The sequence below is a fragment of the Curtobacterium sp. VKM Ac-1393 genome (genome assembly GCF_015350995.1).
In the GTDB taxonomy this organism is placed as follows: Bacteria; Actinomycetota; Actinomycetes; order Actinomycetales; family Microbacteriaceae; genus Curtobacterium.
In genome coordinates, this window is the sequence record NZ_JADKRW010000006.1 from 12,620 (window position 1) to 37,512 (window position 24,893).

The 24,893-nt window shown below is 70.9% G+C and carries 25 protein-coding genes and 1 tRNA gene; 9 read left to right on the forward strand and 17 right to left on the reverse strand.

Annotation, left to right across the window (positions count from 1 at the left end; genetic code table 11):
* Nucleotides 1-20 precede the first annotated feature (20 nt).
* Together otsB and otsA are read right to left on the reverse strand one after the other, a co-directional pair.
* The gene (otsB, locus tag ITJ59_RS13695) at nt 21-818 is read right to left on the reverse strand and encodes a trehalose-phosphatase (protein WP_194651875.1); all 798 of its coding nucleotides are present in this window, start codon (nt 816-818) and stop codon (nt 21-23) included.
* Nucleotides 811-2,403, reverse strand: a complete 1,593-nt coding sequence (gene otsA, locus ITJ59_RS13700; protein ID WP_194651876.1) for an alpha,alpha-trehalose-phosphate synthase (UDP-forming) — start codon at nt 2,401-2,403, stop codon at nt 811-813. The genes otsB and otsA overlap by 8 nt, the downstream gene beginning before the upstream one ends.
* A gap of 204 nt (nt 2,404-2,607) precedes the next feature.
* On the opposite strand from otsA, the gene ITJ59_RS13705 reads away from it, so the two are divergent.
* Together ITJ59_RS13705 and ITJ59_RS13710 are read left to right on the forward strand one after the other, a co-directional pair.
* On the forward strand, nt 2,608-5,169 hold the full coding sequence (locus tag ITJ59_RS13705) for a hypothetical protein (protein WP_194651877.1): 2,562 nt from the start codon (nt 2,608-2,610) through the stop codon (nt 5,167-5,169).
* A 70-nt stretch (nt 5,170-5,239) separates the two neighbouring features.
* Nucleotides 5,240-6,211 carry a magnesium transporter CorA family protein gene (locus ITJ59_RS13710; protein ID WP_194651878.1) on the forward strand — a complete coding sequence of 324 codons (972 nt, stop codon included), beginning with the start codon at nt 5,240-5,242 and terminating at the stop codon, nt 6,209-6,211.
* 149 nt (nt 6,212-6,360) lie between these two features.
* On the opposite strand, the gene ITJ59_RS13715 is transcribed toward ITJ59_RS13710, so the two are convergent.
* A complete protein-coding gene (locus tag ITJ59_RS13715) occupies nt 6,361-7,512 on the reverse strand; it encodes an SLC13 family permease (protein ID WP_194651879.1) in 1,152 nt (383 codons plus the stop codon).
* 93 nt (nt 7,513-7,605) lie between these two features.
* Between ITJ59_RS13715 and ITJ59_RS13720 the strand changes: the two genes are divergently transcribed.
* A complete protein-coding gene (locus tag ITJ59_RS13720) occupies nt 7,606-7,797 on the forward strand; it encodes a hypothetical protein (protein WP_111085947.1) in 192 nt (63 codons plus the stop codon).
* Between the two features lie 163 nt (nt 7,798-7,960).
* Here the strand turns inward: ITJ59_RS13720 and ITJ59_RS13725 are convergent, their stop codons facing one another.
* The 4 genes from ITJ59_RS13725 to ITJ59_RS13740 form a co-directional block, all read right to left on the reverse strand.
* Entirely contained in the window at nt 7,961-9,124 is a 1,164-nt protein-coding gene (locus tag ITJ59_RS13725; RefSeq protein WP_194651880.1) for a mechanosensitive ion channel family protein, read from the reverse strand.
* 108 nt (nt 9,125-9,232) lie between these two features.
* On the reverse strand, nt 9,233-10,168 hold the full coding sequence (locus ITJ59_RS13730) for a glycine betaine ABC transporter substrate-binding protein (RefSeq protein ID WP_194651881.1): 936 nt from the start codon (nt 10,166-10,168) through the stop codon (nt 9,233-9,235).
* A 14-nt stretch (nt 10,169-10,182) separates the two neighbouring features.
* Complete coding sequence (locus ITJ59_RS13735; RefSeq protein ID WP_194651882.1) at nt 10,183-11,157, reverse strand: ABC transporter permease; 975 nt, start codon at nt 11,155-11,157, stop codon at nt 10,183-10,185.
* Nucleotides 11,154-12,422 (reverse strand): glycine betaine/L-proline ABC transporter ATP-binding protein, encoded by a 1,269-nt coding sequence (locus ITJ59_RS13740; RefSeq protein WP_323749521.1) that lies wholly within the window; start codon nt 12,420-12,422, stop codon nt 11,154-11,156. The genes ITJ59_RS13735 and ITJ59_RS13740 overlap by 4 nt, the downstream gene beginning before the upstream one ends.
* 542 nt (nt 12,423-12,964) lie before the next feature.
* Between ITJ59_RS13740 and ITJ59_RS13745 the strand changes: the two genes are divergently transcribed.
* Together ITJ59_RS13745 and ITJ59_RS13750 are read left to right on the forward strand one after the other, a co-directional pair.
* Nucleotides 12,965-14,518, forward strand: coding sequence for an amino acid permease (locus tag ITJ59_RS13745; protein WP_194651883.1), 1,554 nt, complete (start codon nt 12,965-12,967; stop codon nt 14,516-14,518).
* A gap of 70 nt (nt 14,519-14,588) precedes the next feature.
* Entirely contained in the window at nt 14,589-14,894 is a 306-nt protein-coding gene (locus ITJ59_RS13750; protein ID WP_194651884.1) for a hypothetical protein, read from the forward strand.
* Between the two features lie 6 nt (nt 14,895-14,900).
* On the opposite strand, the gene ITJ59_RS13755 is transcribed toward ITJ59_RS13750, so the two are convergent.
* From ITJ59_RS13755 to ITJ59_RS13785, 7 genes are all read right to left on the reverse strand, one after another.
* On the reverse strand, nt 14,901-15,521 hold the full coding sequence (locus tag ITJ59_RS13755; protein ID WP_194651885.1) for a PepSY domain-containing protein: 621 nt from the start codon (nt 15,519-15,521) through the stop codon (nt 14,901-14,903).
* 48 nt (nt 15,522-15,569) lie between these two features.
* The gene (locus ITJ59_RS19655) at nt 15,570-16,928 is read right to left on the reverse strand and encodes a HAMP domain-containing sensor histidine kinase (protein WP_323749510.1); all 1,359 of its coding nucleotides are present in this window, start codon (nt 16,926-16,928) and stop codon (nt 15,570-15,572) included.
* Entirely contained in the window at nt 16,921-17,598 is a 678-nt protein-coding gene (locus tag ITJ59_RS13765; protein WP_194651886.1) for a response regulator transcription factor, read from the reverse strand. Before ITJ59_RS13765 ends, ITJ59_RS19655 begins: the two co-directional genes overlap by 8 nt.
* Before the next feature lie 72 nt (nt 17,599-17,670).
* Entirely contained in the window at nt 17,671-17,883 is a 213-nt protein-coding gene (locus tag ITJ59_RS13770; protein ID WP_194651887.1) for an SCO4848 family membrane protein, read from the reverse strand.
* Nucleotides 17,884-18,038: 155 nt separating this feature from the next.
* Nucleotides 18,039-18,965 carry a hypothetical protein gene (locus tag ITJ59_RS13775; protein WP_194651888.1) on the reverse strand — a complete coding sequence of 309 codons (927 nt, stop codon included), beginning with the start codon at nt 18,963-18,965 and terminating at the stop codon, nt 18,039-18,041.
* Nucleotides 18,962-19,423 (reverse strand): ImmA/IrrE family metallo-endopeptidase, encoded by a 462-nt coding sequence (locus ITJ59_RS13780; protein ID WP_194651889.1) that lies wholly within the window; start codon nt 19,421-19,423, stop codon nt 18,962-18,964. The genes ITJ59_RS13775 and ITJ59_RS13780 overlap by 4 nt, the downstream gene beginning before the upstream one ends.
* A complete protein-coding gene (locus tag ITJ59_RS13785; protein ID WP_194651890.1) occupies nt 19,420-19,860 on the reverse strand; it encodes a hypothetical protein in 441 nt (146 codons plus the stop codon). The genes ITJ59_RS13780 and ITJ59_RS13785 overlap by 4 nt, the downstream gene beginning before the upstream one ends.
* Before the next feature lie 75 nt (nt 19,861-19,935).
* On the opposite strand from ITJ59_RS13785, the gene ITJ59_RS13790 reads away from it, so the two are divergent.
* Entirely contained in the window at nt 19,936-20,586 is a 651-nt protein-coding gene (locus ITJ59_RS13790) for a YigZ family protein (protein ID WP_194651891.1), read from the forward strand.
* A 103-nt stretch (nt 20,587-20,689) separates the two neighbouring features.
* Here ITJ59_RS13790 and ITJ59_RS13795 read toward each other — a convergent pair.
* Nucleotides 20,690-20,765 (reverse strand) — tRNA-Lys (locus ITJ59_RS13795).
* 93 nt (nt 20,766-20,858) lie between these two features.
* Between ITJ59_RS13795 and bcp the strand changes: the two genes are divergently transcribed.
* Nucleotides 20,859-21,329 (forward strand): thioredoxin-dependent thiol peroxidase, encoded by a 471-nt coding sequence (gene bcp / locus ITJ59_RS13800; protein ID WP_194651892.1) that lies wholly within the window; start codon nt 20,859-20,861, stop codon nt 21,327-21,329.
* A gap of 73 nt (nt 21,330-21,402) precedes the next feature.
* Here the strand turns inward: bcp and ITJ59_RS13805 are convergent, their stop codons facing one another.
* Entirely contained in the window at nt 21,403-21,825 is a 423-nt protein-coding gene (locus tag ITJ59_RS13805) for a hypothetical protein (RefSeq protein ID WP_194651893.1), read from the reverse strand.
* Between the two features lie 260 nt (nt 21,826-22,085).
* Between ITJ59_RS13805 and ITJ59_RS13810 the strand changes: the two genes are divergently transcribed.
* Nucleotides 22,086-22,334 (forward strand): WhiB family transcriptional regulator, encoded by a 249-nt coding sequence (locus ITJ59_RS13810; RefSeq protein WP_017888820.1) that lies wholly within the window; start codon nt 22,086-22,088, stop codon nt 22,332-22,334.
* 391 nt (nt 22,335-22,725) lie between these two features.
* Here ITJ59_RS13810 and ITJ59_RS13815 read toward each other — a convergent pair whose 3' ends face one another.
* Complete coding sequence (locus tag ITJ59_RS13815) at nt 22,726-24,228, reverse strand: sensor histidine kinase (protein ID WP_194651894.1); 1,503 nt, start codon at nt 24,226-24,228, stop codon at nt 22,726-22,728.
* Between the two features lie 118 nt (nt 24,229-24,346).
* On the opposite strand from ITJ59_RS13815, the gene ITJ59_RS13820 reads away from it, so the two are divergent.
* Nucleotides 24,347-24,787, forward strand: coding sequence for an Rv3235 family protein (locus ITJ59_RS13820; protein WP_194651895.1), 441 nt, complete (start codon nt 24,347-24,349; stop codon nt 24,785-24,787).
* Nucleotides 24,788-24,893 lie beyond the last annotated feature (106 nt).

A 24,893-nucleotide genomic window follows, 5' to 3' on the forward strand; every position in this document is an offset into this window, starting at 1 on the left:
GGGAGGCCCGGATCACCTCATCAGCGCGTCGCACGGAGGCGCGCGAGCTGCTTCAGGACGTCGGTCAGGGCCGCCGGGTCCGCGATGCGGAACCCGGCACGGGTCTCCCCCGGGCCCACCTTCACGCCGACGTCGCCGTCGCCGAGCACGCGGAAGCCGTCCTCGTCGGTGACGTCGTCACCGGCGAAGAACACCGCGTCAGCGCCGTGGAGCTCGCGCAGCCGCACGATGGCGTCGCCCTTGGTGACGTGCCGGACGGCGAACTCGACGATGTCCTTGCCGCCGCGTTCGAGCACGCCGGCGTCGGCCTCGTGCGCCGCACGGCTCGCGTCGGCGTTCGCCTGCGCGGCGACCTCGGCGCTCACCCGGCGGGTGTGCACGCCGTGCCCGGCCGGCTTGTGCTCGATGACGACGCCGGGGTACCGCGCGCCGACCTCGTCGAGCGCTGCGCCGATCCGTGCGACCCGGGCGACCTCGTCGTCGGTGAGTGCTGCCTCGTCGTGGCCGTCCACGCGCCACTCGACGCCGTGCGACCCGACGAGTGCCATGTCCTGCGGCGCGTGCGACACCGCGGCCAGGCTGCCGAGGGGGCGGCCCGAGACGAGCACGACCTCGGTGTCCTTCGCCCGGTGCAGGGTGAGGACCGCGGCCCACGACCCCGGCAGGGCACCGACCTGCGACGGCTCGTCGGCGAACGGAGCGAGCGTGCCGTCGAAGTCGAGGGCGACGATCACGCGCCCGGCGCGGGCCAGCGCGTCCAGCGCGGCGTCGAGCCCTGGAGCTGCCGACTCGTCGACGTGGGTGGTCTGCTCAGTCATCACGTGCCTCCCGGGTGTCCTCGGCAGCCCTGGCGGACTGCGCGTCCTGGTCGAAGATCGACATGTTGTCGGTCTGCGCTTCGCGGTGCCGGTCCGCCGGATCGGTGGCGGACGGATCCAGCTGGGCGTTCCGCGGCGCGTGGCGGTCGAGCGCCTCGAGGAACGAGCGCGACCAGCGCGCCACGTCGTTGTCGCGCACCCGCTTGCGGAGCGCGCGCATCCGCGTCGAACGCTCGCGGCGCGGCATCTGGATGGCACGTTCGATGCTGTCCTTCAGCGCGCCGATGTCGTGCGGGTTCACGATGACGGCCTGCTTCAGCTCGTCGGCGGCACCGGCGAACTCGGACAGGATGAGCACCCCGTCGCTGTCGAAGCGTGCGGCGACGTACTCCTTCGCGACGAGGTTCATGCCGTCGCGCAGCGCGGTGACGAGCATGATGTCGGCGGCCAGGTAGAGCGCCACCATCTCCTCGCGCGGGTAGCCGTGGTGCAGGTAGGAGATGGGCTGGTGGCCGATCACGCCGAGGTCGCCGTTGATCCGGCCGACGCTCAGCTCGATCTCGTCGCGGAGCGTTGCGTAGGTGTCGACGCGCTCGCGGCTCGGGCTCGCGACCTGGATGAGCGCGGCGTCCTCGACCTTGATGCGACCGTCCTCGACGAGTTCGCCGAAGGCCTTGATGCGGTGCCGGATGCCCTTGGTGTAGTCGAGCCGGTCAACCCCGAGCAGCACCGTCTTCGGGTTGCCGAGGCTCTGACGGATCTCGCGGGCGCGCTCCTGCACCTCGGGACGCCGCGCGATCTCCTCGAAGGCCTCGGCGTCGATCGAGATCGGGAAGTGCCGGGCCTCGACGTGGCGGACCGTGATGCCCTTGCGGCTGCGCGGGGCGTCCGGGTCGTCGACGGGGACGTCGATCGTCTGCCCCTTCGTCGTGTAGCCCTTGATGTGGCGGACCGCGCGGAGGAAGTCGCTGGCGTCGTCGTGGCGCTGGAAGCCGATGACGTCGGCGCCGAGCAGGCCGTCGAGGATCTGCGCACGCCACGGCAGCTGCGCGTAGATGCCGACGGGCGGGAACGGGATGTGGTTGAAGAAGCCGATCGTCAGGTCGGGACGCTTGGCGCGGAGCAGGGCCGGCACGAGCTGCAGCTGGTAGTCCTGCACCCAGACGATGCCGTCCTGCTCGGTGATCTCGGCGATCTGGGCGGCGAAGCGCTCGTTGACCCGCTTGTACGCGTTCCACCAGTCGCGGTGGTAGCTCGGGTGCTCGATGACGTCGTGGTACAGCGGCCAGAGGGTGTCGTTGCTGAAGCCCTCGTAGTACTCCTCGACGTCGTCGTCCGACAGCGGGACCGGCACGATGTGGATGCCCTCGTTGTCGAACGGCGCGACCTCGACCTCGGGCTGGCCGACCCAGCCGACCCACGCACCGTCGTTCGCACGCATCACGGGCTCGAGTGCGGTGACGAGGCCACCCGGCGAGTGCCGCCACCCCTCGTTGCCGTCCTGGTCGACCACCCGGTCCACCGGCAGGCGGTTCGAGGCGACGACGAAGGCGTAGCGGGTCTGTTCGGTGTGGTCAGCAGGCATGGGGTGGTGTGATCTCCGTTCCGCCCGGCGAGCTGCCGGGTGCATCGGTCCGACTCGGGTGCCGGGGTGCACCCTGAAGTTACCAGCGCCCGGACAGCCGATTCACGGCGGATCGGCGGTTCCGGTACGCTGCTCCCACGTGTCGGGGGGACACGGGTGCTGGCGCGCGGCACCGGCCTCCGGGCCGGAGAGGACCCACCAGCCATGAGCGAGAACCCGCCGAACCCGCCCGTCCCGCCGGGTCAGCCCCAGTGGCAGCAGCAGCCGGGAGGCGCGCCGCAGTGGCAGGGACAGCCCACGCCCGCGCCGCAACCGTCCGATGCGTTCGGTCGCCTCCTGCGGTCCGTGTCCGGTCGTGACTGGCTGGCGTCCGTGCTCGCCGCCGTCGGCGGGTGGGTCGCCGCCTACGTGGTCGCCGGGATCTCGCTGCTGCTCACCGTCGCCCTGCTGGCGGCCGGCGGCGGCGGTTCCACCGGCTCCGCAGGCGGGAGCACCGGCACCGACCTCGGATCCGGTACGACGCCGGATCCGCAGACGCTGCTCTCCGGCGTGAGCGTCCTGCTCGGTTCGCCCGCCCAGCTCGTCGCGCTCGCCGACCTCGGCCGGCTGCACGTGTCCGGGTCGATCGCTCTGCTCGGCTCCGGCTCGGGCTCGCTCGCGGTCGTGCCGGTGCTCGTGCTCGCCGCCCAGGTCGTCCTGGCCGTCGTGCTCACCCGCCGCATCCGGACCCGTGGACTCGGTCGCACGCAGGTGCTCCTGACCGCGGCGCTGTCCGGCATCGTCACCACGGTGCTGACGAACGCCGCAGCGGGGATCCTCGCGATCCGGTTCCCCTCGATCCCCGGCGCCTCCATCGACCCGGTGCACGCGGTCGGCCTCGGCAGCGTCCTCGGTGCCTTCGTCGTCGGCACGCTCGCCGCGGCGCTCGCCCGACCGTCCGTCCTGTTCGGCAGCACCGTCTTCGCCGCCCGGGTGCTCGGCACCCTGCGCATCGCGGCGTCCCAGCTCACGGCGCTCGTCGTGCTGGGAACGGTCGTCATCATCGTCGTCGCCCTCGTCGCGCAGCCGTCGGTGGGCGCTGCCCTGCCCCTGCTCGTGGGGAACCTCGGGGTCGCCCTCACCGCACTCGGCTTCTTCGGCGGCGTCGGGATCTCCGGCTTCGGTTCGGCCGGCGGCACGGCATCGGTCTTCGGCGGTGCCAGCGGATGGCTCTGGCTGGCCGTGCTGCTCGTGGTGGTGTCCTCGGTCGTCGCGGGCCTCGCGCTCGCCGTCCGACGCAACGACCGCGTCCGTTCGACACTCGACTGGGTCGTGACCCCGGTGGTGTGGTTCGCACTCGGGCTCCTGCTCTTCGTGCTCGGCACCGGCCTGGTGTCGTACCAGACCACGAGCGCGGTCGCTGCCGGTGGCAGCGCATCGATCGGGATCGCGCCGTGGACGCCGTTGGTGTTCGCGCTGTGGGGCGGCGCGATCGAGGTCGTCGCCCGGTACCTCGCGCCCGTGCTGCTCCCCCGCCTCGGCGGTGGCATCGTGCTGCGGACGTCTCATTTGGTCGGTGCTGACCCGCGCCCGGTGGCGGCTCCGGCGTTCCCCGCGGAAGCGCCGAAGGACGCGCAGGCGTTCCCGTCGGCCGCCCCGACGTTCCCGTCTGCTGCCCCGGCGTTCCCGTCGGCGGCGCCCGCGGGCGACCCGGCCCAGGGCGACCCAGCCGCGGCGGCGTGGTCGGCAGCACCCGGTGCCGGCCAGCCCGGTGTCGGCCAGCCCGCGCAGCCCTTCATCGGCGGTGGCGCTCCCGCACCCGCCCCGATGTCGCCGCGCGCGCGGAAGATCCTCGTGCGCTCGCTCATCGCCGGTGGTGCCGTGGTGGTCGTCGTCATCGCCGGTGCGGTCACGACCGGCGTCCTCCGCGCGAACGTGTGGGGTCCGGCACCGACCGTGAAGTCGTACGTGCAGGCCATCGCCAGCGGCGACGCCGACGCCGCTGCACGCCTGAGCGAGGTCCCCGACGACTCGGCGATGCTCGACACCGCCGTCCTGAAGAGCGCCGAGGACCGGCCCTCGGACATCCGCGTCGGTCGCGTGTCGACCAGCGGGGACAACGCCGTCGCCACCGTCAGCTACACCCAGGACGGCAAGAACCGTTCCGGGCAGGTCAGCCTCCGCCGCACCGGCACCTCGTTCCTGGTGAAGGACGAGTGGCGCGTCACCGAACCGCTCGCCCAGACCGTCACCATGACGGCGACCGACGTGCTCGAGGGCGCCCCGGTCACGATCGGCGGCAAGAAGGTCGGCGAGATCACCGACGGCAAGTTCACCTCGCTCGCCTACCCGGGCACGTACGAGGTGACCGTCGGCGGGACGAAGTACTTCACCGGTGGCACCCAGAAGCTGTCCGTCGGCGCGACGTCGTCCGGGTACGTCGACTTCGCTCCGACCGCCACCAAGGCGCTCCAGCAGGACGCCGAGCAGTACGTGTCGGACCTGATCGACGACTGCGCGACGAAGAAGGACCTCAGCGCGCTGAGCGGCTGCCCCTGGTACGGGCCGTACGACGCCGACGGCGCGGTCGCGTACGACGTGACCACCATGCCCGAGGTCGAGGTCGAGGCCTCCGGTGCCGGCACCGTCATGGTGCAGAGCACGAAGGACGGCGTGGTCGAGTACGACTACACGTCGTACTTCGGCGACGAGAAGCACGGCGAGGACAGCTTCGACGTGAACCAGTACCTGAAGGTCGAGGACGGGAAGCTCGTCTCCGCGTACTGACGCGCCACCGCACGCACGACGACGGCCGGCCTGGGATCCCCGGGCCGGCCGTCTCACTAGGCTGACGCCCATGGTCAGGACACGGGCGTGGCGGAACGGTGGCGCCGCGGAGCAGGACTTCCCCGTCGACCGGATCTCCGACCTCGTCGCCGACGCCGACACGTTCGTCTGGATCGACTACACCGATCCCGAGCACGCCGACCTCGAACAGGTCGAGGAAGAGCTCGGCATCCACGCCCTCGCGGTCGAGGACGCCGTCGAGCACGGCCAACGCCCGAAGCTCGACCGCTACCGGGACAGCCTGTTCCTGGTCGTCTACGACGTGGGCGGCCTCGACGACGACGGTGCACTCGTGACGCACGAGGTGAAGGCGTTCGTGACCGAGCACGCCCTCGTCACGATCCACGGTGCCGACGTCGACACGACCGCGATGGAACACCGGCTCGACGCGAACGCCGACGTCGCGGACCACGGAGTGCCGTGGCTCGTCTGGGCCCTGCTCGACGCGGTCGTCGATCACGCCACCGAGACCGTCGAGGACATCGAGCGACGGATCGACGACCTCGAGGACGACCTGTTCGAACGGGGGAACCCGCGCGAGCAGCAGATCCAGCGGCGGTCGTTCCGTCTCCGCAAGGCACTCGGGGTGATGCGGCGCCTCGTCGTCCCGACCCGGGACAGCGTCGCGTCGCTGCTGCACGGCGACGCCGAGACGATCTCGGACGGCATCCGGCCGTACTTCCGCGACGTCGAGGACCACCTGGTGTCGATCTCGGACTCCGTCGAGCAGCTGCGCGACGCCGTTTCGAGCGTCCTCGACACGAACCTCAACCTGTCGTCGAACCGGCAGAACACCGTGATGAAGAAGGTGACGAGCTGGGCCGCGATCATCGCCGTGCCCACCGCGATCACAGGAGCGTTCGGCATGAACGTCGCGTTCCCCGGCGAGGGACACTGGTCCGGACTGGCCCTGGCCGTCGGGCTCGCCGTGGTCTCGTCGTTGCTGCTCTACGCCTCGTTCAAGCGTCGCGACTGGCTCTGACCGCGGCTCACGCTCCTCGCACGGTGCGAGGTTGTTCGGCCGGTGCGGGCCTGACCGCACCGTGCCCCGCCGCAAGCTCGCACCAGGCAGCTGCCACCGCACCGAACGACCGAACACGCACCGTGCGATCAGTGAAGCGCGACCCCGCGTCAGATCGCGAGCGCGAGCACCCCGGCGACCACGGTGAGCGGAGCCGCGATGCATCCGAGCAGCATGTACTTCCCCCACGACAGGTGCACGCCCTCGGCCGACAGCCGCGCGTGCCACAGCAGGGTGGCGAGCGAGGCCCACGGCGTCACCAGGCACCCGGCGTTCACACCGATGAGCAGTGCGGCGTACCGCACGGCCTCGTGCCCCGCGGCCGGCTCGAGCACCAGGTAAGCGGGCAGGTTGTCGATCACGTTCGCCGCCACCGCACCGGCGCCGCCGAGCAGCAGGAGCGGACCTGTGCCGGTGCCGTCGCCGAGCGCCTGCACGATCGGGTCGGTGAGCCCGGTGCTGTGCAGCGTCTCGACGACCACGAACAGCCCGGCGGCGAAGAGCAGCGTCGACCACGGCACGCGCGACGGTCGGAGCTCGGCCGGTGACCGGAACGCCGCGACGACGACGAGCACCAGGGCACCGGCGACGGCCGCGATCCACACCGTCACCCCGGCGGTGAGGGCCACGACGAGGGCGATCAGCACGCCGGACGCCGCCCAGAACGACACCGGATCCGCGGGACGCCGCACCGACACCGGCGTGTAGCGCCCGAAGAGCTTTCCCCGGAACACCACGAGCAGGACGGCGCACGGCACGACGACCCCGGCGACGGCCGGCCACGCCATCAGCCCGGCGAACGGAAGCGGCCCGCCCAGGCCCATCCGGTCGACGGCGAGCAGGTTCGTCAGGTTCGACACCGGCAGCAGCAGCGACGCCGTGTTCGCGAGCCAGACGGTCGTCAGTGCGAACGGCATCGGCGGCAGGCCGACCCGGCGCGCCAGCGAGATCACGATCGGGGTGAGGAGCACCGCGGTGGTGTCGATGGACAGGAACACGGTGCAGAGCACGGCGAGCACGACGACGGCACCCCAGAGCCCGATCGTGCGACCGCCGCCGACCCGCGCGGCGACGTCGGCGAGCCGGTCGAACACGCCGGCGTCGGCTGCGAGCTCGGCGACGATCGTCAGCCCGAGGACGAACCCGAGCACGGGCAGGACCCGCTCGGCGAGGACACCGAGGTCGTCGAGCGGCAGCAGTCCGAGGGCGACGCAGACCGCGCCGATGACGAGCAGCACTGCTCCGATGACGGCCTGACGCACGGGCGTTCCTCCACGACTGCGCCGGTCAGGGTGTCCGGCGGCGCTCCAATGTACTGACCGGTAGCGTTGGGAGCACGACGACAGGAGGCCTCTGTGCGCAAGTTCATGTTCAACGGTGCGGTGTGGAGTTCGCTCATCAGCGGCTACAGCGTGCTCCAGACCACCCGCCAGGGACCCCGCGACTGGCGGCTCGCCCTGACGTGGGTCGCGTGGATCGCGACGACGATCGTGGCGATCGGCACGGTGGTCGAGGACGACCGCGCCGTGAAGGCGCGCCAGCCGTAGGTCGCCAACGCGACCACATGACGGACGGGAGGCCCGTGGCGGATCCGCCACGGGCCTCCCGTCCGTCATCGGCCCCGTCGACGGCACCTGGTTCCGGACACGGAACCACGCGATCCCGCGGTGCTGTGTCCGGAACCTGGTTCCGCAGCGACGGACGCGCCCGTCAGCGCTCCGACGGCGGGATGTCGGACGTCTGGATCGGGCCGGTGAAGAGCGACGCGCGGTCCTCCTGCCCCGGCGCGAACAGCGCCGAGTCGGCGGCGGTCGACGCCGTGCGACGCCGCGGCGCCGTCTCGTCGACCATGAGCACCCGCTGGACCGGCAGGGCGTCGGGGTGGGTGCGCTGGATCCACTCGACGAGCTCCTCGCGGATGTAGCAGCGCAGGTCGAACAGCGACGGGGCGTCGTGCGACGTCGCGAGGACCCGCACCCGCACGGACCCCTGCACCGCGTCGGTCACCTGCAGCACCTTGACGCGGCGGTCCCACAGCTCGGTGCGGTCGAGGATCCGGTCGAGTTCCTCGCGCATCTCCCCCGGCCGGACCCGCCAGTCCAGGTCCATCTCGACGGCGCCGAGCAGTTCGCTGTTGGTGCGAGTCCAGTTCTCGAACGGGGTACTCGTGAAGTACGTCGACGGCAGCACGAAGCGCCGGTCATCCCACAGGTGCACGACCACGTAGGTCAGGGTGATCTCCTCGATCCGCCCCCACTGCTGCTCGACCACGACGACGTCGTCGACGCGGATCGACCCGGAGAACGCGAGCTGCATCCCCGCGAAGACGTTGCCGAGCGTCGACTGCGCCGCCAGACCCGCGACGACCGAGATCAGTCCGGCGCTCGCGAGCACGCTCGCGCCCGCGGCCTCGACCCCGTCGAAGGTGAGCAGGATCGCGCCGACGGCGATGATGACGAGCACGGCGACGGTGAGCCGTCGGATGATGAGGACCTGTGTGCGGATGCGCCGGGCCTGCCGGTTGTCGGGGACGTCGATGCGGAACCGGTGCAGGCCGAGGTCCTCGAGGAAGATCGCGATCTGGCACGCCAACCAGCACCCCACCCCGATCGTGACGATGAGGAACCCGTGCACGACCTCGTCGCGCCACGGGTAGGCGTCGGCGTCGCGCGGGACGCTCGCGGTGAACGCGATCCAGAGCAGGACCACGAGCAGGGTGGTGCGGAACGGGTGCTTCGCCCGCCGCGAGAGCACGCCGGCCCACCGCTCCCGGCGTGCGACCGTCCGCAGCACCAGGTGCAGGACGACCGCGGCGACGGCGGTGATGAGCAGGGCGAACCCGATCGCGACGAGGAGTCGGAGGAGGATGTCCATCCCTCCATGCAAGCAACAGACGACAGGCGTTGTTCGCAGGACCCGGCCGCGCACGCGACGAGGCCCGGTGCGCACGACGCGCACCGGGCCTCCTGTCCGCCCTGCTGACTACTCGCCGGACGTGAGCGAATCGACGAAGTCCTGGTGCTCGGAAGCCCACTTCTCCGTGATCGCGGGGTACTCGCTGGCCTTCGCACCGCTGTTCACGAGCGCGTTCTCGAGCGAGTAGAGGGTGTCAGAGTCCATCGCGAAGTCCTCCATCCACTTCGACGCCTGCGGGAAGTCCTGCTCGAAGTCCTTCTTGGCGATCGTGTGGATCTCCTCGTTCTTGCCGAGCGCGCCCTTCGGGTCCTTCAGGTCCTTGATCGGGAAGGCGTCGTACGCCCAGTGCGGACGCCACAGCGTCACGACGACGTCCTCCTTCTTCGCGATCGAGGCCTTGAGGTCGGCGAGCATCGCCGGTGTCGAACTCGTGATGAAGTCCATGCCGTCCAGGCCGTACTGCGGGATGACCTGCTCGGACACGACCTTCGTCTCACCCGCAGCGGGTTCGATGCCGACGATCTTGTTGCCGAACTCGGACGCGTGCGCCTTGAGCTCGTCGATCGAGTCGATGTCCGAGTACTCCGGCACCGCCAGTTCCAGCGACGCCTGCTCGTTCCAGGCGCCGAGGTCCGTCAGGTCCTTGCCGTAGGTGTCCATGTACTCCTTGTGCGTGTTCGGCAGCCAGGTGTCGAACACGACGTCGTAGTCGCCGGAGGCCAGGCCCGTGTACGCCGGCGCGACGTCGGAGTTCGTGAGCTGGACGTCGTAGCCCTTCTGCTCCAACACGTACTTCCAGAGGTAACTGGCGGCGGTGTCCTCGTCCCAGCCGTTGAAGACGACGACGTGCATCGACTTCTGGTCGCCGTTGTCGACGGTGCCGGAGGCGCCGTAGTAGCCGGGCGGCATGCAGGCGGACAGGCCGACGGCGGTGGCCGCGGCGAGCGCGGCCGCCGCGAAGATGCGGCGGGTGCGGGTGCGTGGGGTGCTGTTGCGCGTCATGGTCTGGGCCTTCCTCACGCGTCGACTGTCTGGCGGTCGCTGACCGCTTCGGTGGTGGCGGCGGTCTGGGCGGTCGCCGCGTCCGGCGTCGCGGTCACGGCGGGCTTCCGCCCGCGCTTCCACGGCCTGGAGGCTCCACTCGCGTCGCCGCCGAGTGCTGCGGTCAGACGGTCCAGCAGGATCGCCAGGACCACGACCGACAGGCCGGCCTCCGCCCCGAGACCGACGTCGATGCGGTTCAGCGAGGCGACGATCTGTTCGCCGAGTCCGCCGGCGCCGACCATGCCGGCGATGACGACCATCGAGAGCGACAGCATGATGACCTGGTTGACGCCGGCCATGATGCTGGCCTTCGCCAACGGCAGCTGGATCTGGCGCAGGATGCGCCACGGGCTGGAACCGAACGCCGCACCGGCCTCGACGACCTCGCTCGGGACCCCGCGGATGCCGAGCTCGGTGAGCCGGACGCCGGGGGCCATCGCGAAGACGATCGTCGCGACGATGCCGGGCACGACGCCGACGCGGAACAGCAGCAGTGCCGGGATCAGGTACACGAACGCCGGGGTGGTCTGCATGAAGTCGAGCACCGGGCGGATGATCCGGCTCGCGGCGTCGGACCGGGCGGCCCACACCCCGAGCGGGATGCTGAGCACCACGGCCAGGCCGGCGGCGACCACGACGAGCGCGAGGGTGTTCATGGCGTTGGTCCACTGCCCGACACTGACGATGAACAGCAGGCCGATCGCGGCTCCGAGGGCGAGCTTCCAGCCCTTCGCCAGGAACGCCAGGACGACCAGGACCGCGACGACGACCCAGAACGGCGGGGTGGCCAGGAAGTACTCCATCCACGCGTCCATCCACGTGAACACGTAGCGGACGACGTCGAAGAAGCCGGACAGGTAGGTCGTGATCCAGTCGACGACCGCGGCGACCCAGGTGCCGAGGGGCAGGTGGAAGTCGCCGAAGGAGTTGGTACCGGGGGCGATCATGCGTGGTCTCCTTCGGTGGCGGGCTCGCCGGTCGCGGGCTCGCCGGTGGCGGCGAGGGTCGAGTCCATGTCGGAGTCCGAGATCCGGGTCACCGGTTCGAGCACCGGGATCGGCATGGTCGCGGTCGGCACGTTGCCGAGCGCGGCGAGCAGGGTGACGCGCGGGACGACGCCGAGCAGGCGCTCCTGGTCGTCGACCACCGCGATGGGCAGCGGCGACTCGACGGCGAGCTCGAACAGGTCGGTCAGCGCCGTGTCGGGAGCGACCCGGGCGTACTCGGTGTTCACGATCGCGTCGAGGTTCGTGTCGCCGGCCTTGACCTGGCGCATCACGTGGCGGTCGCGGACCCAGCCTTCGAGCTTGCGGCCACGACCCGTGACGAAGAGCGCCGCGGTCTGCAGGTCGCGCATGGTGCGCAGCGCGCCGCGGGGACCGACGGTCAGCGGGACGGTGGCACGGGCCGGTTCCATCACGCTCGCGGCGGTGAGCACGCGGGCACGGTCGACGTCCTGCACGAACTGGGCGACGTAGTCGTTCGCCGGGTCGGTGAGGATCTCCTCCGGGGAGCCGATCTGCACGATCCGGCCGTCGCGCATCACGGCGATCCGGTCACCGAGGAACATCGCCTCGTTCAGGTCGTGTGTGATGAAGACGATGGTCTTGCCGAGCCGCTGCTGCAGGTCGACGAGCTGCTCCTGCATCTCGCGGCGGATCAGCGGGTCGAGCGCGCTGAACGCCTCGTCCATGAGCAGGACGTCGGTCTCGGCGGCGAGGGCGCGGGCGATGCCGACGCGCTGCTGCATGCCGCCCGAGAGCTCGTCCGGCTTCGCGTCGGCCCAGACGTCCAGGCCGACCAGGTCGATGACCTCACGGGCCTTCGCGAGCCGCGTGGCCTTGTCGACGCCGTTCACCTCGAGGCCGAACGCGACGTTCTCGAGCACGGTGCGGTGCGGCAGCAGGGCGAAGTGCTGGAACACCATCGACACGCTCGACCGGCGGATGTCGCGGATCTCCTTCGGCGTGGCCTTCGTGACCGTGCGGCCACCGATCTCGACGCTGCCCGAGGTGGGCTCGAGCAGGCCGTTGAGCATCCGGATGAGGGTCGACTTGCCGGAGCCGGACAGCCCCATGACGACGAAGATCTCGCCGGGGAGCACGTCGAACGACGCGTCGATGACGGCGGCGGAGCCCTGGTCGCGGACCTCGTCGCGGGTGGCGCCGGCGGCGAGGCGCCGGACGGCTTCGGTGGGCCGGCGGCCGAACACCTTGTAGACGTCGCGGACGCTGACCGCTGGCGACGTGCCGGTGGGGTCCGGCGAGCTTCCGGTGGGGTCCGGCGACGTGGTGTGCCGGCTCTCGGGTGGTTCGATGGACAACTGATCTCCTCGCGTCGCCACGGCGAACGAGCGCGCGTGCGGCGACGGTGTGGTTGCGAACGGGTCGTCCGGGACGGTGCGCGCGGCCACGTCGAGCCCCGCGCAAGGGCGCAGAGCGAGCGATCACGCACGCGGGGACCACGCTCGGGGCGGTCCCGGTCCGGCCGACCGTACGGCCGCGGCGCTGCTGGCCGCGGTCGCGTTCTGGTCGTCGTGCCCCCGGCCGACGGGCCTGTGGGGACGTTCAAACCTAGCGGTCCCTTGTCCCCCGAACCCAATCGACGTCCGCCGGAATCCGGGCACCCGTGTACCCCGTCATCGGCGTGTCGCCCACGCCCATGGGGATCGGGATCGTGACCGTCTCGTTACAGATCAGCTCGTTCGGAGGTTTGTGTGCCGCCCCGGTTCCGCGCGCATGTAGGTTGGCGCGCATGACAGCGCAGAACGACACGGGCGTGAACCGTGCTCCGGCGAACGACTTCTCGCACGAGCAAGAGGGCTACCAGCACGGACTGAAGCCCCGGCAGTTGCAGATGATCGCGATCGGTGGGGCCATCGGCACCGGACTCTTCCTCGGTGCGGGTGGACGACTCCACACCGCGGGCCCCGCGCTCGCGCTGACCTACCTGATCTGCGGCATCTTCGCGTTCTTCATCTTGCGCGCCCTCGGCGAGCTCGTGCTGCACCGCCCGTCTTCGGGTTCGTTCATCTCGTACGCGCGTGAGTTCTACGGCGAGAAGTTCGCCTACGCCGCCGGCTGGATGTACTTCCTGAACTGGGCGATGACCTCGATCGTCGACACCACCGCGGTCGCGATCTACCTGCAGTACTGGTCGGCGTTCACCGCCGCGCCGCAGTGGCTCCTCGCGCTGATCGCCCTGGTGGTCGTGCTCGCCGCCAACATGGTCGCGGTCAAGGTGTTCGGCGAGCTCGAGTTCTGGTTCGCCCTCATCAAGGTCGCCGCACTCGTCGCGTTCCTCGTCGTCGCGATCATCTGGCTCGTCTTCGCGTTCCCGGTCGAGGCCGGCGGCGAAGCCGTCCGGACGGGCTTCTCCCTGCTGGGCGACAACGGCGGGGTCTTCCCGAACGGCATCCTGCCAGCGGTCATCGTGATCCAGGGCGTCGTGTTCGCGTACGCGGCCATCGAGCTCGTCGGCACGGCCTCCGGTGAGACGCAGAACACCGAGAAGGTCATCCCCCGCGCTATCAACTCGGTCGTGTTCCGCATCGCGGTCTTCTACGTCGGGTCGATCATCCTGCTCTCCCTGCTGCTGCCCTACACGGCGTACAAGGAGGGCGAGAGCCCCTTCGTGACGTTCTTCTCGTCGCTCGGCAACCCGCAGGTCGGGTCGATCGTCGGCGGCATCATGAACTTCGTGGTGCTCACTGCGGCATTGTCGTCGCTCAACGCGGGTCTGTACTCGACCGGCCGTGCCCTGCACTCGATGGGGATGAACGGCTCGGCACCGAAGTGGACCACCAAGATGTCGAAGGGCGGGGTCCCCTACGCGGGCATCCTGCTCACCGCGGGCTTCACGGTCGCCGGCGTCGTCCTGAACTACTTCGTCCCGAGCCAGGCGTTCGAGATCGCGCTGAACATCGCGAGCCTCGGCATCATCACGGCGTGGGGCACGATCATCCTCTGCCAGATGCGGCTCCGCTCGTGGGCCAAGCAGGGGCTGGCGAAGGAGCCGTCGTTCAAGCTGCCGGGCGCGCCGGTCACCGCATGGCTGACCCTGGCGTTCCTCGCCTCGGTCATCGTCCTGATGGCGATCGACTACCCCGTCGGCACCTACACGATCGCTTCCCTCGTGATCGTGATCCCGCTGCTCATCGTCGGCTGGTTCCTGCAGCGCGACCGCATCCTGCGCATCGCATCGCTGCGACAGGGCGTCACCGGTCCGTACCCGATCGGCGTCCGCGACCCGGCGAACCAGGTCCGCCGTGACGGCGATGACCAGGGCGGGTCGAACGGCACCGCCTGATCTGTCCCGGGAGCGCAGCACGCCGCTCCCGATGCACACCGGGTCCGGTACCCGTCGGTACGATCGGCGGGTGCCGGACCCTTCTGTCTCCCCCACCCTCGACCTGCGACTGAGCTGGCGCGGTGCGTACGGACGCCTGCGGGTCTTCCCTGATCGCCTGGAGGCCGAGACCGACTACGAGCGAGCGGCGCGGACCAGCGTGCCGATGGACGCCGTACGCAGCTGGCACATCGGACCCTGCGACGAGGACGCGGTCTGCGTCGAGTTCGTCACCGAAGCCGACACGTTCCGGGTGCTGCTCGACACCTCGGACGAGCAGCTCGCCGCGTTGGCGATCCGGAAAGTGCTCGGCCCGCCGCTGCACGTGGAGTCCTGACGGCGCTCAGTCGTCGGTGTCGACCTGGTCGGTGACGACGTCGCCCGAACCGGCGTCGATCCGGACGCTGTGCTTGGTGCCGGACCCGTCGACGACGTCGCCTTCCCAGACCACCGTGCCGAGGTGGTCGTCGAGGCCGAGCTCGGAGATCGAACCGGCGTGCAGGTCCTCGAAGGCGCTGACGGCCGTGCGCACGTCGAGGTCGGCCGCGGCGACGAACCGGTCGTGCTCGGCGCGGTCGTCGGTGTCCGCGGTCTCGGTCTGCGGGGTGCCGGTCACCCCGGTGCCGGCGGCATCGGTGTGCACCTCGTGCTCGGTGCCGTCCTCCGTCACGACGAGGACCTCGTACGCGCTGCCACGCTGCTCCTGCTCGACCGAGATGACGGTGCCGGAACCGACGCTCTTCCACGCGGTGGCGACGGCGGCGAGCAGCGCCTCGTTGGACGCTGCCGAAGCAGCGGTCGCGGTCGTGCCGGTCGTGCCGGTCGTGGCACCGATCGCCGACGAGCCGGTGGACGACCCGGCGGTGGAGCAGCCGGCGAGGGCGAGCGCGGCCACCACGGGCAGGGCGGCGAGGGCGGCGACGCGGCGGGCGGAGGACTTCTGGTGCTGGGTGCGGAGGTTCATGGCACGAGCATGTCGGCGGGGTGCTGAAGCAGACCTGAAGCCACCTGTTCAGCCACCGAGTGCGATGCGCACGACGAACCGCGCCCCGCCGAGGGGTGCGTCCGTCACCGATGCCTCGCCGCCGTGCGCCCGGACGGCGTCCCACACGATCGCCAGGCCGAGACCCGCGCCACCGGCGTCACGACTGCGGGCCTCGTCGAGCCGGACGAACCGTTCGAACACCCGGTCCCGTTCGGCCACGGGCACGCCGGCACCGTCATCGTCCACCGTGAGCACCGCCGCACCGTCCTGCTCGGCGAGCGCGACCGCGACCTGCGACGACGCGTGCCGGACGGCGTTGTCGACGAGGTTCCCGACCACCCCGGCGAGCAGGCGCTCGTCACCGAGCACCCGAGCGGCGGAGATCCCCGTCGCGTCGACGCGGATCGCACGGTCGCCGGTCGCGCCACTCGGCACCCGTGCCCGCGCCCGCGTCACCGCGTCGAGCACGAGGTCGTCGAGGTCCACCGGGCGGCGCACCCCCGTGCCACCCTCGTCCAACCGGGACAGCTCGAGCAGCCCGGTGACGAGGTCTTGCAGGCGCACGGCCTCGGACCGCACGACGTCGGAGAACTCGGCGACGTCGGTCCGGTCCGGGTGTGCGACGGCGACCTCGGCGTGCTGGCGGATGGAAGCGATCGGCGACCGCAGCTCGTGCGAGGCGTCGGACACGAACTGCCGCTGGCCCGCAGCGGACCGGTCGAGACGGTCGAGCATGGCGTTCATCGTGGTCGCGAGCCGTGCGACCTCGTCACCGGTGTCGGGCACGACCACGCGGGCGTCGGGGTGGGCGGCACGGATCGTCTCGACCTCGGTGCGCATCCGCTCCACCGGCCGCAACGACCGTCCCGTGACGGACCAGGTCACGACGCCGAGCACGAGGACCAGCACCGGCACGCCGACGGCGAGGAGCACCACCGCAGCACGCACCGCGGTGTCGGTCTGTTCGAGGGAGACGCCGTACACCAGGGTCGCCTCGCCACCGCCGGGCAGGTCGACGTCGTCGGCGACGAGCAGCCACCGTTCGCCGTCGTGCGACCAGCGGGATTCGTCGGCCGTCGGCAGTGCCGGGGCGTCGGCGTCGTCGCCGTGCGCCAGGACCGCCCCGTCGTCGCCGACGACCTGCACGAGGACGTCCTCGTACCCGCTGACCGCACCGGCGCCGTCGGTCTCGACGCGCGACGACGCCTGCTCGAGGCCGGCCTCGGCGGAGGCCCGCACCCCGTCGAGCAGCACGAGCCGGAGGACGACCACGAAGCCGACGGCGCCGACGACGAGGGCTGCGAGCACGACGACGCCGGCGCCGAGCGTGGTCCGTGCGCGCACCGACCGGAAGCGCTGGCCCCGGGTCCGACCGCGCTCAGCCACCGTCGGCCGCCAGTCGGTAGCCCGCACCGCGGACGGTCTCCAGCGCCGTGCGCCCGAAGGGCCGGTCGAGCTTGCGGCGGAGGTGCCCGACGTACACCTCGACGATGTTCGGGTCGCCCTCGAAGTCGACGTCCCAGACGTTCTCGATCACCGCCCGCTTCGAGCACACCTGGCCGGCGTGTCGCGCGAGGTAGTCGAGGACCGCGAACTCCCGGCTGGTGAGCTCGACGACGGCGCCGGCCCGGGTGACGGTCCGCGCGGCCGGGTCGACGACGAGGTCACCGAGGGTGAGCACGGCCGGCCGCTCCCGCGCACCGCGACGGACGAGGGCGCGGAGCCGCGCGACGAGGACCGGGTGCGAGAAGGGCTTCGTGACGTAGTCGTCGGCACCGGCGTCCAGGGCCTCGACCTGGTCCCACTCGCCGTCCTTGGCGGTGAGCATGAGCACCGGGGTCCAGTCCTGGTCTGCCCGGAGCTGCGCGCAGACCGCCCACCCGCTCATCCCCGGCATCATCAGGTCGAGGACGATCGCGTCGTAGCGGAACTCGCGCGCGTGCCACAGACCGTCGACCCCGTCGTGGGCGACGTCGACCGCCCACCCCTCGGCCTCGAGGCCACGGCGGACACCGTCGGCGAGTCGGACCTCGTCATCGACCACCAGCACACGCATGGCGACGATCCTGCCGTGCGGCGCTGAAGCAGCGCTGAAGCGGCGCTGAAGCGACGCCCGACGGCGACCTGCTCAGACCAGCAGCAGGACCCCGGCGACGACCGCGGCGACGGCGATGGCGAGCGCGATGAGCAGGAGCACGAGGTGCACCGTGTAGAACGTCGTCGGCTTGCCCGCGGCGTCGCGCGCACGGGTGTCCTTCGCGACGCGCTGGAAGAAGCGCGGCCAGGTGACGATGTTGAAGACGGCACCGATGAACAGGACGACTGCGGCGAAGACGAGCACCGTCCGAGTCTAGACAACGCGTGTCCAGAGCGGAGTGTCGGTGGTGCTCGGCCGCCCCCAACGCGGCCGAGTCCCACCAGACGAACCACAGGATCTGTAGCACTTGCTACAAACCCTACACGGAGCCCGGAGGACCGTCGAGCCACCCGTTCGGGCTACGCCGTGTCGAGTGCTGCCTCGGCCTCGGCGAGGGCCGCTCGCTCGGTGTCGGACAACGACGCACGCGACCGGCGGAGCCCGTCGTTGACCTCGACGATCGCGCGGCTCAACCGCGTGGCCGGGTCGTCCGTCGTCGGGTAGGCGTTGTCGACGCCGATCCGCTCGTGCAGCGGCGCGAGCCGGCGCAGTGCCGTGTCGACCCGGCGCGAACGGCGGCGCTGCGAGACCCGGTGCCCCACCACCAGCAGGAGCATGCCGGACGCCACGCAGAGCACCGCGCCGGGCGTGGTCACGTCGTACGGCAGCGAGAGCGAGCGCATGCGGTCCAGGTCGCCGAGGACGTGTGCGAGGTCCATGACCACCACCACGCCCATCCGGACGACGCCGAGGACGCCGCCCAGCACCAGGACCCACAGGCCGACCAGGTCCGTGGTCGTCCGGGCCTCGCGCAGTCGGAGGACGCAGATCACGCCCGTCGCGCCGAGCGCCACCCCGAGGTAGACGGTCTGTGCGATCGAGTACACGCTCGCCGCCGGGTGCGACCCCGCATCGAGCATGAAGGTCGTCGTGGTGGTCGGCTTGTCCAGCACGGAGAAGGCGATGACGATCACCGCCACGACGAGCACGAACGACACCACGATGGCGTTCCGGAGCCAGGGCCGCGCCGCCCCGACCGCCTTCGCCACGCCCCACAACAGCGTGCTCGTGCCGGCGACCATCAGGCAGTCACTGATCACGGTCACCACGTTGCGCCCGCCGAGCAGCGGGTCGAGCCATCGGTAGAGCGGGTCGACGTTCGTGACGATGGTGGCAGAGAACAACAGGAAGGTCATCGTCAGGGTGCGGTCCTGTCCGCGTTGCAGGACGAAGAGCGCGATCGTCCCGGCGATGAGGAGCACCGCCTGGACGACGGCGACGATCACCCGAAGACCCCGCGGAAGGCGCTCGGACGGCCGCGGTGCCGTCGGATCAGCGTGGCGAGCTCGTCGGCGAAGACCTCGGCCTCGTGCTCGTACACGTTCGAGAACATCCCCCGCGCCAGGGCACGCTCGACCTTGTAGTCGGGCAGGTTCGGGATGACGTCGCGGATGTACGCGGACTGCGGTGCGTGCTCCTGGTGCCGGTGCAGGACGTGCCCGAGCTCGTGGCCGATGACGAACGCCCGGAAGGTGGGCGACGCGGTCGGCGAGATCATCATCACGTGCGCGTGTTCGAGTGTCGCGACGAACCCGCACACGGGCTCGGCGGCGAGGAACGCCTCCTCGCGCACGATGATCGGCTTCGCGACGACGTCGGCGGCGGCCGCGACCGCCTGGTCGACGTCCGACCAGCCCTCGGCAGCGCCGCGTGCCCAGAAGGACTCGAGCAGCGCGTCCGTCATGCCACGCTCCCCCGCTGCGACTCCTCCTCGAGCACCTCGGCGATGCGCCGCAGCGCGTCGGGTGAGAGTTCACCGGGGAAGGTCCGCGCGGCGAACCCGCTCACCCGTGCCGAGCGCAGGGACCGGACCAGGGCGAGTTGCGCGCCGATGCGCTCGGGGACGTCACTGTCCTCGAGCAGGAAGCGCTCGTCGACCTCGAAGAACCCGGCCAGCAGGCGCAGGAGTCCGGTGTCGCGGTTGCGGCGGCCGTCGCCGGAGAGCATGTAGGTCCACTTCGCCCGCGAGAGCGAACCGCCGCGGGTGGCGACGTACTCCTCGATCGAGGCGAAGGGCACCGGGGTCCCGCGCTGGGACTCCTCGAAGTCGAGCAGCAGGTTGATGCGCCGTGCGAGTTCGGCGGCGTCCAGGACCCCGCCCCTCGGATCACCGGTCTCCATGTCGGACTCCTCCCCAGCCGTGCGTGCAGGACATGGTAGCGCGGCGGACACGGTGCTCGCCGTTAGCCTCGTGGCATGGCCCGCAGCTTCCCCGCGACGATCGCCGAGCCGGTCGAGCACGAGATCGTCATCACGAAGTCGCGGTTCATCACCACCGTCGCACCCGTGTCGGACGTCGCGGACGCCGAACGGGTCATCGCCGAGGTGAAGCGGCGGTACTGGGACGCCCGGCACAACTGCACCGCGATGGTCACCGGCACGCTCGGCGACCAAGCGCGGTCGTCCGACGACGGCGAACCCTCCGGCACGGCGGGCGTCCCGATGCTCGAGGTCCTGCGCCGCCGCGAGCTGACCGACGTGGTGGCGGTCGTGACGCGGTACTTCGGCGGGGTGAAGCTCGGCGCCGGCGGACTCGTCCGCGCCTACTCGACGTCGGTGTCCGAGGCGCTGGACGCCGCCGCCCTCGTCCGACGCGAGGCACTGACGCAGGTGCGCTTCGACGCCCCGCACGCCGAGGCCGGCAGGCTCGACAACGTCCTGCGCGACTGGGTCCGGCACCACCACGCGACCCTCGGCCCGACGGCGTACGGGCAGGCGGCGACGTTCGAGGTCTGGGTGCCGGCCGACGCGCTCGGCGCGTTGGGGGCCGACCTCGCGGCGGCCTCGGCCGGCGCGGTCGACCTCGTCGTCGGCGAGGAACAGGTCGTCGACGTCGCCGCCGACTGAATCTGCCCGCCGCACGCACCTCGGGCGTGTCCCGTTCCGAACGCGCGATCGCCCCCGGAACGAACGAAGGCCCCGACTCGATGAGTCGGGGCCTTCGGTGTTCTGGTGCACCCCCTCGGACTTGAACCGAGAACCCACTGATTAAGAGTCAGTTGCTCTGCCAATTGAGCTAGAGGTGCATGTTCCGGCTTCCGTGCCGCAACGGGAATCAACAATAGCATGGGTTCTGCGCGCTCACGACCACTCGTGGGCACGGAGCGAACAGGAGCACCATGACCGACCGTCTCGCCGCCGGCGACACCGCCCCCGACTTCACCCTGCCGGACCAGGACGGCGTCGACCACGCCCTCTCGAGCCTGCGCGGCCGGAAGGTCATCGTGTACTTCTACCCGGCGGCCTCCACCCCCGGCTGCACCACCGAGGCCTGCGACTTCCGCGACAACATGTCGTCGCTGCAGGCCGCCGGGTACGAGGTGCTCGGCGTCTCGAAGGACGAGCCCGCGAAGCTCAAGACCTTCCAGCACGAGCAGGCCCTCACGTTCCCGCTGCTGAGCGACCCGGACCTGGCGGTGCACAAGGCGTACGCCGCCTGGGGCGAGAAGAACAACTACGGCAAGATCGTGACCGGCACGATCCGGTCGACGATCGTGGTCGACGAGGACGGCACCGTGCAGCTGCCGCTCTACAACGTCAAGGCGACCGGACACGTGGCGAGCCTGCGGAAGAAGCTCGGCCTGGTCTGAGGACCGGACCACGGCAGGACGGGAGGCGCGGTGCCAGCTGGCACCGCACTTCCCGTCCGCCTGTCGGTCGCGTCTACTCCACGGGACGCGCGAGCGCGACCGTCACCGACCGCGACAGCACCAGCGTGATGCCGAGGAGTGCGGGGATCAGCAGGACCCAGCCGATCGCCGGCACACGGAAGACCCCCTGGAACGCACCGATCGCGATGGCGCCCTGCAGGACCTGCCAGACGATGATCCCCGAGCGCACCCAGGCGCGGCCCTTCCAGAGGCCGTTCAGCAGCGCGCCGAGCCAGAGCGCCGCGACGGCCGACAGGACGGTGAGCGCGATGCCGGACGCGAGGCTCGACGCGGGCGCGACGATCAGCTCCACGATCAGCACGACGGTGACCACGACCAGGGCCGCGAACTCGAGTCCGACGACCACGAGCAGGCCGATCAGTGCGCGCGAGCGTCGCTCCGGACGGTCGACCGCGGTCAGGTCGTCATCGTGCACAGTGATCCTCCAGCATCGCAACCCTTGATTTGCCCCTACCAGTATGGAACGATATTCGAGGTCGTTTGGACGGCACGATGTGGTGTGCGTCTCCCGTGGTTCGTCGCTCCTCCCCCGAGCGTCACGCGGGCGTCAGACTCGCTTCCAGCGGACTCCTCCCCACAGTTGTCCCGTCATGCCTCATGCATGGTCAGCGTTCCGATCCCCCGAACCTCGGCCCCGGCCTGCCGTTCGAGCATCGACATCAAGGAGCACCACACATGGACTGGCGTGACAAGGCAGCTTGCCTCACCGCAGACCCCGAGCTCTTCTTCCCCGTCGGGAACACCGGGCCCGCCGTCGACCAGATCGAGAAGGCCAAGTCGGTCTGTGCGCGTTGCACGGTCACCGAGATGTGCCTGCAGTACGCGCTCGAGAACAACCAGGACTCCGGCGTCTGGGGCGGCCTGAGCGAGGACGAGCGCCGCGCGCTGAAGCGTCGCGCCGCGCGCGCCCGCCGCGCTTCCTGACCCGGGAGCTTTCCCGACACACCGACGCCCGTCGCCCCTTCGGGGACGGCGGGCGTCGTCGTACGCGCGGGGCGCGTGGCGGGGCGGCACGCCGTGCGCTGGTACTCGGGGTTCCACAACATGCCGCGCGCTGACCGTCGAGGTTCCACAACACGCGCGATCGCACGCCGAGATGCGCAGATCTCGGAACCTCGGCGCGGCCCGAGACGCGACCGAACGACGGACGGGAGGCCCGTGGCAACGCGCCCACGGGCCTCCCGTCCGACAGCCGCCCGGGTTCCACAACACGCCGCGCGCCGACCGTCGAGGTTCCACAGCACGCGCGATCGCACGCCGAGGTGCGCAGATCTCGGAACCTCACGAGCGGACGCGGCGCAGCGCAGCGCAGGGGCTAGGCGGCGGGGGCGGTCAGCCAGCGGAACGGGATGGCGATCGTGACCTCGGTGCCGCTGCCGGTCAGCGTGTGCCAGTCGATCGTGCCGCCGAGCTCGCCCTGGATGAGCGTACGGACGATCTGGGTACCGAGGCCCGAACCGACCTTGCCCTCCGGCAGCCCCACACCGTTGTCGCGGACCTCGATCTCGAGGTGGTCGTCGAAGCGCCGGGCGACGATCTCGACCTCGCCGTCACGGCCGTCCAGCCCGTGCTCGACCGCGTTCGTGACGAGTTCGGTCAGACCGAGCGCGAGCGGCGTGGCCGCCTCGGACGGCAGCACGCCGAACTCACCGGTCTTCTTCGGGTGCACGGTCGTGTTGTGCGATGCGGCGACCTCGGTGACGAGCTTGAGCACCGAGTCGAACACGTCGTCGAAGTCGACCGTCTGGCTCAGCCCGCTCGACAGCGTGTCGTGCACGACCGCGATCGCCGCGACGCGGCGCATGGCGTTCTGCAGGGACGTCCGCGCCTCGTCGGAGTGCGTCCGCCGCGCCTGGATGCGGAGCAGCGACGCCACCGTCTGCAGGTTGTTCTTCACGCGGTGGTGGATCTCGCGGATCGTGGCGTCCTTGGTGATGAGCTCGCGCTCCTGGTGGCGGAGCTCGGACACGTCGCGGCAGAGCACGATCGCGCCGATGCGGTCGCCGTGGTCGCGGAGCGGGATGGAGCGCAGGGAGACCGTGACGCCCTTCGACTCGACGTCGGCCCGCCACGGCGCGCGGCCGGTGACGACCAGGGGCAGTGACTCGTCGACGTCGAGCTGCGCGCCGATGAGCTCGGTGGTGACCTCGGCGAGGGACTTCCGCTCGAGTTCGCCCTCGAAGCCCATGCGGTTGAAGGCGCTCAGCCCGTTCGGGCTCGCGAAGGTGACGATGCCGGCGGTGTCGAGGCGTAGCAGGCCGTCGCTGGCGCGGGGAGCACCACGACGCGGGCCGGCCGGTGCTCCGAGGTCGGGGAAGTCCCCGGTCGCGATCATGCCGAACAGGTCGTTGGCGCTCGCGGTGAAGTTGAGCTCCTGGCGGCTCGGCGTCCGCATCTCGTCCTGGTTGGAGTGCCGGGTCACGACGGCGATCGGCCGCTCGGTGGTCTGGGCACTCTTCGCACTGAGGCGGCGGAGCACCGGGATCGCTCGGACCCGGGTCGGGGTGTCCTCGTACCAGTCGGGCTCGGCGGAGTCGACGACGCGGGCGCCGGCGAAGCTCTCGGTCACCTGGCCGCGCCACTCCTCGCGGATCTCCTGCCCGACGATGTCGCGGTAGAACAGCGTCGCCGCGGAACTCGGCCGTGCGTGCGCGACGGCGACGAACGAGCCGTCCTCGGAGGTCGGCACCCACAGGACCATGTCGGCGAAGGACAGGTCGGCGAGGAGCTGCCAGTCCCCCACGAGCAGGTGGAGCCACTCCACGTCGGCTTCGGAGGAACGGCCTTGCGCGAGGACGAGGTCACTGAGGGTCGACACTCCGCCAGTCTAGGTGCGCTGACTTGTGGACAACATCGCCCTCTCCACAGGCCCAACGCCTTCGTATTTCGCATGTTGCACGCCCCATACGCTCGCTCCAGCAACGGAAGGGGCAGGGGTGGCGGAGCAGGCACACCGGATCGAACAGGCGACGACGACGGTGCACCCGCCACCGCTCACGATCGTCGAACCGCCGCCCGTCGACGAGCCGTCCACCGGCCCGCCCGACCCCGCCGAGACCGCTCGAGCCCTCGGCCTGTGCGTGGCCGAGGTGCTGACCGGTTCGCGCGAGGTCGACAGCATCGCCCGGTGGATCACCGACGACGTCCACCGGCACCTGCAGCAGCGGGCCGCTGTGGCCGCCCACGCCCGATCGGTCGGTCGACGGTCGCGCGCACGCCCGGTACTCCGCGTCGGCAGTGTGCTCGTCTGCCGGCCGGCCGACGGGGTCGCCGAGGCGACCGTCGTGGTGCACACACGCAGCCACGCCCGCGCCGTGGCGATGCGGTTGGAGACGCGGCAGGGGCGCTGGCGGGCGACCGCGATCGGCGTCCTGTAGGTGCCCGACGCGGACGGGAGGCCCGTGGCGATGCCGCCACGGGCCTCCCGTCCGTCGGCCGGCGCGCTTGGTGAGCAAAGTGGTCGGGTCCCGATGCGGGACCCGA

Coding starts and splice junctions, on each gene's coding strand:
- ITJ59_RS13785 (WP_194651890.1), bottom strand. CDS start 19,860: ATGGAGACCGGTGATCCGAGGGGCGGGGTCCTGGACGCCGCCGAACTC.
- otsB (WP_194651875.1), bottom strand. CDS start 818: ATGACTGAGCAGACCACCCACGTCGACGAGTCGGCAGCTCCAGGGCTC.
- ITJ59_RS13810 (WP_017888820.1), top strand. CDS start 22,086: ATGGACTGGCGTGACAAGGCAGCTTGCCTCACCGCAGACCCCGAGCTC.
- ITJ59_RS13745 (WP_194651883.1), top strand. CDS start 12,965: ATGACAGCGCAGAACGACACGGGCGTGAACCGTGCTCCGGCGAACGAC.
- otsA (WP_194651876.1), bottom strand. CDS start 2,403: ATGCCTGCTGACCACACCGAACAGACCCGCTACGCCTTCGTCGTCGCC.
- ITJ59_RS13730 (WP_194651881.1), bottom strand. CDS start 10,168: ATGACGCGCAACAGCACCCCACGCACCCGCACCCGCCGCATCTTCGCG.
- ITJ59_RS13735 (WP_194651882.1), bottom strand. CDS start 11,157: ATGATCGCCCCCGGTACCAACTCCTTCGGCGACTTCCACCTGCCCCTC.
- ITJ59_RS13725 (WP_194651880.1), bottom strand. CDS start 9,124: ATGGACATCCTCCTCCGACTCCTCGTCGCGATCGGGTTCGCCCTGCTC.
- ITJ59_RS13790 (WP_194651891.1), top strand. CDS start 19,936: ATGGCCCGCAGCTTCCCCGCGACGATCGCCGAGCCGGTCGAGCACGAG.
- ITJ59_RS13755 (WP_194651885.1), bottom strand. CDS start 15,521: ATGAACCTCCGCACCCAGCACCAGAAGTCCTCCGCCCGCCGCGTCGCC.
- ITJ59_RS13765 (WP_194651886.1), bottom strand. CDS start 17,598: ATGCGTGTGCTGGTGGTCGATGACGAGGTCCGACTCGCCGACGGTGTC.
- ITJ59_RS13710 (WP_194651878.1), top strand. CDS start 5,240: ATGGTCAGGACACGGGCGTGGCGGAACGGTGGCGCCGCGGAGCAGGAC.
- ITJ59_RS13780 (WP_194651889.1), bottom strand. CDS start 19,423: ATGACGGACGCGCTGCTCGAGTCCTTCTGGGCACGCGGCGCTGCCGAG.
- bcp (WP_194651892.1), top strand. CDS start 20,859: ATGACCGACCGTCTCGCCGCCGGCGACACCGCCCCCGACTTCACCCTG.
- ITJ59_RS13705 (WP_194651877.1), top strand. CDS start 2,608: ATGAGCGAGAACCCGCCGAACCCGCCCGTCCCGCCGGGTCAGCCCCAG.